The sequence below is a fragment of the Microbacterium terregens genome (genome assembly GCF_039534975.1).
In the GTDB taxonomy this organism is placed as follows: domain Bacteria; phylum Actinomycetota; class Actinomycetes; order Actinomycetales; family Microbacteriaceae; genus Microbacterium; species Microbacterium terregens.
In genome coordinates this window covers 1-5,919 of record NZ_BAAAWH010000003.1, presented here as the reverse complement: position 1 = coordinate 5,919, position 5,919 = coordinate 1, and the positions used below count along the sequence as shown (strand labels likewise).

The window sequence follows — 5,919 nt, the reverse complement described above, 5'->3', positions numbered from 1 at the left end:
ATATGATGCGGCGCTGGAGCTTGGACGGCCAGCCCTCGGTGAGGCCGGTCGCGGAGTACTTCGCCTCCTTGTCCTTGCCGCTGGCCCGGCTCTGGTTCGCCGAGATCACCAGATAGCCGGCCGGGACGCCGATGAGCAGCACGATGATCAGCAGGGTGAGTGCCCTGCGGCGGATCGGTGGCGCCGGTCCTCGGCCGGGCCGGGTTCGCCCGTACGCCCGGCTGCTGGGAGAGGTCACCGGTCACAGGGACTCCTGGGTGGTGCGGCGGGCCTCCGCGTACCGCTCGTAGCGCTCGTAGCGTTCGACCCGGCGGCGCTTGGCGCGGCGGAAGCGGCGGGCGACCAGACGGGCGAGGTCGGCGGCGGCCGACCATGCCGGCCTCGGGGCCGAGCTGGGCGCGGACGATGTGGGCCTCGGGACGGTAGCCGCGGCCGGTGAGGTGGCGCTTGAAGGCGTCCCGCGCGGGCCCGATCAGCAGGTCGTCGGCGGCGGAGACGCCCCCGCCGATGACGAAGCACGACGGGTCGAGGGCGGCGGCGAGGTTGGCGATGCCGACGCCGAGCCACTGGCCGATGTCCTGGAGCAGTTCGATGCACATGGCGTCGCCCTCGCGGGCCAGCTCGGTGATCATCGGGCCGCTGATGTCGGCGATGTTCCCCTTGACGTGCTCGATGATCCCGTAGGCGACGGGCGAGTCGGCGGCGGCCAGCTCGCGTGCCTCGCGGACCAGCGCGTTGCCGGAGCTGTACTGCTCCCAGCAGCCGCGGTTGCCGCAGGGGCAGCGGTGTCCGCCGGGGACGACCTGCATGTGCCCGAACTCGCCGGCCACCCCGTACTTGCCGCGCTTGACCTGGCCGTCCTCCAGGATCGCGCCGCCGATGCCGGTGCCGAGGGTGATCATGACGAGGTGGTCCTCGCCGCGTCCGGCGCCGAAGCGCCACTCGGCCCAGGCGGCGGAGTTGCGTCGTTGTCGACCAGGACCGGGACGGCGAGCCGGCCGGCGAGGCGGTCGCGCAGCGGCTCGTTGCGCCAGGACAGGTGGGGGCGAACAGCACGCGGTTGCGGTCGGCGTCGACCCAGCCGCCGCGCCGATGCCGACCGCGTGCACGTCGTGCCGGTCGGACAGGTCCAGCACCAGTTCGACGATGGTGTCCTCGACGACCTTCGGGCTCTTGGACTTGTCCGGGGTCTCCGTGCGGAGCCGCTCCAGGTGTTGCCGTCGGCGTCGACGACGCCCGCATCACCTTGGTGCCGCCGATGTCGATGCCCACCGTCGGGACGCGGGGCGCCGTCAGGTGCGAGCGGCGCTCGCGGGTGCCGACGGTTCTCAGGACCGGGGCGCGGCGGGAGCCGATGGGGGCGGTGAAGTCGCGGTAGGTGCTCATCGTGTGCGATTGTGCCGCACCGGTGTGCTGAATGTGGTGCGGGGCAGGTGGGGGGTGGTGCGGATCATCGCCGGGTGCGGGCTCGCCGGCGCCGGTCGCGCGGTTCCCCGCGCCCCTGGGGCGCTGCGGTTCCCCGGCGTCGATCGCCGAGGTCGGTTTTCCTCCGTGAGCTGACGCCGGTCTGATTGTCCGGACATTGCGACGAAGGCGGCCCGCGCGGTCAGGACCGCACGAGGAGCTGGAACTCGAAGGAGTAGCGGTCGGGGCGGTAGGTGTGGTGCCGAACTCCACGGCGCGCCGGTGTCGTCGAAGGTGACGCGCTGCATGGTGAGCAGCGGGGCGCCGGTCCGCTCGCCCAGCCGCTCGGCCTCGGCGGCGGTGGCGGCCCGGGCGCCGATGGTCTGGCGGGCGCTGTGCAGGGTGATGCCGGCGGCCCGCATGAGCCGGTACAGGCCGGTGGCCTCGAGTTGTCCGGTGTCCAGGTCGAGCAGCCCCGGCGGCAGGTAGTTGCACAGGTACGGCCATCGGCTCCCGTGGGCGAGCCGCAGCCGTTCGATCCGGTGCACCTCGCTGTCCTCGGCCACGGCGAGCGCCGCGGCGACGTCGGCGGTCGCGGCGACGCGGTGTTGACCAGCACCCGGGTGGCCGGGCGCTGACCGGCCGACTCCCAGGTCGTCGTAGAGGCTGCTGAGTTCCAGCGGGCGCTTGACTGGCTGTGCACCACCTGGGTGCCGACCCCCGCGGCGGCGGACGAGCAGGCCCTTGTCGACGAGCGACTGGATGGCCTGGCGGACGGTCGGCCGGGACAGACCGAGCCGCGCGGCGAGCTCGATCTCGTTGCCCAGCAGGGTGCCGGGCGTCAGCACGCCGCGCTCGATCGCGGACTCCAGCTGCTGGGACAGCTGGAAGTACAACGGCACGGGGGAGCGCGGTCGACGCTCAGCTCCAGTTGTACGGTCGGGTCCACTTCTGGTTTCGGCACGGGCCGAGCGTAGCCGCGTGCGCTGTTGACGGGAAGTCGTGTAGTTCGGTTGTCCGGACATACGGATTGACAGGGGCCGGTGCGGGGCCCACCTTGATTCATGCGCATCGGGGTCATCGGTACGGGCCGTATCGGCACCATCCACGCCCACACATCAGCAGGCACCGCGACGTCGGCTCCCTGATCCCACGGACGTGGATCCGGCCCGGGCCCAGGCCCTCGCCCACCGTCTCGGCGAGACGGCGGCACCCGGGGTGGACGAGATCTACACCTGGGGGTGGACGCCGTGGTGATCACGGCGGCCACCTCCGCCCACGCCGACCTGATCGGCCGGGCGGCGCGCGCGGGACTGCCGGTGTTCTGCGAGAAGCCCGTCGCCCTGGACCTCGCGGGGACGTTACAGGCGATCACGGAGGTCGAGACCGCCGGGACGGTGCTGCAGATGGGCTTCCAGCGGCGGTTCGACGCCGGTTACACGGGCGCGCGTGAGGCGGTGCGCTCGGGCAGGCTCGGACGGCTGCACACGGTGCGGGCGATGACCAGTGACGCGGAGCCGCCGCCGGCCGGGTACCTGGCGCAGTCCGGCGGTCTGTACCGGGACACCCTGATCCACGACTTCGACATGCTGCGCTGGGTGACCGCCGGGAGGTCGCCGACGTCTACGCCTGCGGTTCCGACGCCGGGCCCGCGATGTTCCGGGACGCCGGCGACGTCGACACGGGTGCGGCGCTGCTCACCCTGGACGACGGCACGCTCGCCACGGTCACCGCGACCCGGATGCACGGCGCCGGCTACGACGTGCGGATGGAGCTCGCCGTGAGCGGACCAGATCGCGGTCGGCCTGGACGACCGTACGCCGATCGCGTCCACGGAACCGACCGGACCGCCGGCCGCGGACAAGCCGTGGACGGGGTTTTCCTGGAGCGGTTCGGGGCCGCGTACGAGGCGGAGCTGATCGCGTTCGTCGAGGTGGTGCGGGGCGAGCGGGCCAATCCCTGCGACGGGCGTGAGGCCCTCCGGGCGCTGCTGATCGCGGAGGCCTGCGAGAAGTCCCGGCGGGAGCGCAGACCGGTCCGTCCGTCGGAGCTGCTGAGCGGGTCCCAGGAGGCGGCGCTGACGCTGACGCGCCGACGCCGGCTCGGGGGGCCCGGACCGGCAGGACCGTCCCCTGGGCGACCGCGCACGGGGTCTCCGTGCCGTCCTCGGCGAGGATCGGGGTGACGGCGGGTCACGGTGTGTCGGTCTCCTCCATGAGACCGGCGTCGTGGGCCAGCAGGGCGATCTGCACCCGGTTGTCGAGGTCGAGCTTGGCCAGGATCCGGGAGACGTGGGCCTTGACGGTGGCGACGCTCAGGTAGAGCTCCGCGGCGATGTCGGCGTTGGCCAGGCCGCGGCCGACGGCGACGGCGACCTCGCGTTCACGGTCGCCGAGGCGGGCGACGCGCTCCCGCGCGTGCCTGCGCCGGGTGTCGCCGCCGGCTCCGGCCGCGTGCGCCATCAGCTGCCGGGTGACCGCGGGCGACAGCACCGGTTCGCCGGCCGCGACCCGGCGGACGGCGGCGACGATCTCGGCGGGCGGGGTGTCCTTGAGGACGAACCCGGCGGCCCCCGCGCGCAGCGCGCGCAGCCCTGCTCGTCCGCGTGGAAGGTGGTGAGCACCACGACCTGCGGGGCGTCCTCGCGGCGGCGCAGCGACTCGTCGCGGTGAGACCGTCCACGGCCGGCATCCGGATGTCCATCAGGACGACGTCCGGGCGGGTGCGGTCCACGAGCGCCCCCACCTCGCGCCGCCGTCGGCCGCCTCCCCGACATCTCGATGTCGTCCGGCGCCGCCCAGCATGAGGGACAGCCCGGCTCGCACCAGCGGTCGTCGTCGACGAGGAGCAGTCTGATCGCGGTCATGGGCGGTACGTAATCACGTCGGCGCGGGACGGGGACACGGGGCCGCCCGGCCGGCCAGGGGCCGGCCAGCGGAGCGGGTTCAGCCCCACGGCAGCCGCGCCCGTACCGCGAACCCTCCGTCGGGGCCGGGCCCGTGATCCAGGGTGCCGCCCGTGAGGAGGGCCCGTTTCGGCGAGGCCGATCAGGCCCTGACCGGCACCGGGGACGTGCGGTACGTCCCCCTCGGGCGCCGGATTGCGCACCGTCACGGTGAGTCCTCTCCCCCGGCCCGCCGGTGACCGTCACGGTGACCTCCGTGCCGGGGGCGTGCTTGCGGGCGTTGGTCAATGCCTCCTGGGCGATCCGGTAGGCGGTGCGGCCGACGGAGGCGGGCACGGCGGCCGGGTCGGTGACCCGCTGCTCCAGCGTGACCCTCATAGCCGGCCTCCCGGGACTCGGCGGCCAGTGCGGCGAGCGCGGCGAGCGTCGGCTGCGGCCGGCCCGTGTCCTCGGACTCGCCGGCCCGCAGCACGCCGATGATCTCCCGCAGGTCCTGGAGCGCCTCGTGGGCGCTCTCCCGGATCACACCGGCCGCCCGGGCGACCTCCTCGCGCGGTGCGTCGGGCCGGAACTCCAGCGCGCCCCGCGTGCACGCTGAGCAGCGTGAGCCGGTGCGCGAGCACGTCGTGCATCTCCCGGGCGATGGCCTCCCGGGCGAGGCGCTGCGCCTGCTCGGGCCCGCAGCCGCGCCTCCGTCTCGCGGCGCGCCGGGCGCGGTCCCTGAGGATCAGCACGAGCTGCCGCTTGGAGCGGACGAACATGCCCCAGCCGACGATGGCGCCGGTGAGCACCACGAGGAGGACGACCGAGGCGAGGAACGGCAAGTCGGGATCGGGGCGCCACCAGAAGTAGAGCGGGACGAGCGCCGTCTGGACCCCGGCCACCCAGGCCACGTAGCGGAAGGGCCGGTGCACGGCGAGCGTGAACAGGGCGATCACGGCCACCCCGCCGGAGGTCTCGGAGACGAAGCTCACGGGGACCATCACGGCGGCCAGCCCGAGCGGCCACCGCCGCCGCAGCCAGACCGCGCCGCAGGACAGCGCGCCGATCAGCTGGTCGCGCGACCAGTGCCGGGGAGAGGGTGGGGCCTGTTGCTGAGCGTCTCCGCGCCGAGCAGACCCATCAGGACGGCCAGTAGGAAGCAGGCGAAGTCGACGATCCAGTCCCGCGCGGTACGCCGGGGCCGCGGCCGGAGCGGCTCGCGTCGGGGTCGAGTTCGTGGAGGAGGGCGGACGGGAAGAACCATCGGCGCCCCGCGAACCCGGGGCGGTCTGCGCCGCCTTGTCACCAGTCACGGTCGGCCCAATCTACGCACGCCGGCCGGGCGCGCGGTGCCGCGCGGGACGGATCCGCTACCGAAGTCGCGGCGGCGCAGACTTCCGTCGCCGTCGCGGCCGCCGTGCGCCGCACCGTCCTCCGGCGGACCGGCTCCCACCCCGCGGCCGATGCGGAGGGAGTGGCCGCGGGACGAGGGTCGTCGGCATGAAGCAGACGCTGGAGGTCCTGGGGTTCCTCGCACTGGTGCAGGGCGTGGCCGGCCTGGTGACCGAGTTCACCGACTGGAACTGGGGGCTCGTGCACCGGTGGGGGTTCCTCGACGGTCGCGAGAT

General features: G+C 73.9%; 4 protein-coding genes and 2 pseudogenes. 2 read left to right on the top strand and 4 right to left on the bottom strand.

Annotation, left to right across the window (positions count from 1 at the left end; translation table 11 throughout):
- A partial coding sequence (locus ABD655_RS16530; protein ID WP_344715966.1) for an ROK family protein occupies window positions 1–1,211 on the bottom strand: 1,211 nt, incomplete at its 3' end.
- A gap of 395 nt (window positions 1,212–1,606) precedes the next feature.
- A pseudogene (locus ABD655_RS16525) lies at window positions 1,607–2,353 on the bottom strand (GntR family transcriptional regulator).
- A 292-nt stretch (window positions 2,354–2,645) separates the two neighbouring features.
- On the opposite strand from ABD655_RS16525, the pseudogene ABD655_RS17005 reads away from it, so the two are divergent.
- Both ABD655_RS17005 and ABD655_RS16515 read left to right on the top strand, forming a co-directional pair.
- Window positions 2,646–2,957: pseudogene (locus tag ABD655_RS17005) on the top strand (Gfo/Idh/MocA family oxidoreductase); the annotation flags it as partial.
- Between the two features lie 101 nt (window positions 2,958–3,058).
- Window positions 3,059–3,589 (top strand): Gfo/Idh/MocA family oxidoreductase, encoded by a 531-nt coding sequence (locus ABD655_RS16515; protein WP_344715962.1) that lies wholly within the window; start codon window positions 3,059–3,061, stop codon window positions 3,587–3,589.
- 7 nt (window positions 3,590–3,596) lie between these two features.
- Here ABD655_RS16515 and ABD655_RS16510 read toward each other — a convergent pair whose 3' ends face one another.
- Window positions 3,597–3,896 (bottom strand): response regulator transcription factor, encoded by a 300-nt coding sequence (locus ABD655_RS16510; protein WP_344715959.1) that lies wholly within the window; start codon window positions 3,894–3,896, stop codon window positions 3,597–3,599.
- 787 nt (window positions 3,897–4,683) lie between these two features.
- A complete protein-coding gene (locus ABD655_RS16505; RefSeq protein ID WP_344715957.1) occupies window positions 4,684–5,283 on the bottom strand; it encodes a histidine kinase in 600 nt (199 codons plus the stop codon).
- Window positions 5,284–5,919: the final 636 nt, after the last annotated feature.

Excerpts from the sequence above, each read along its gene's own strand:
- ABD655_RS16515 (WP_344715962.1), top strand. The coding sequence starts at position 3,059 with ATGTTCCGGGACGCCGGCGACGTCGACACGGGTGCGGCGCTGCTCACC.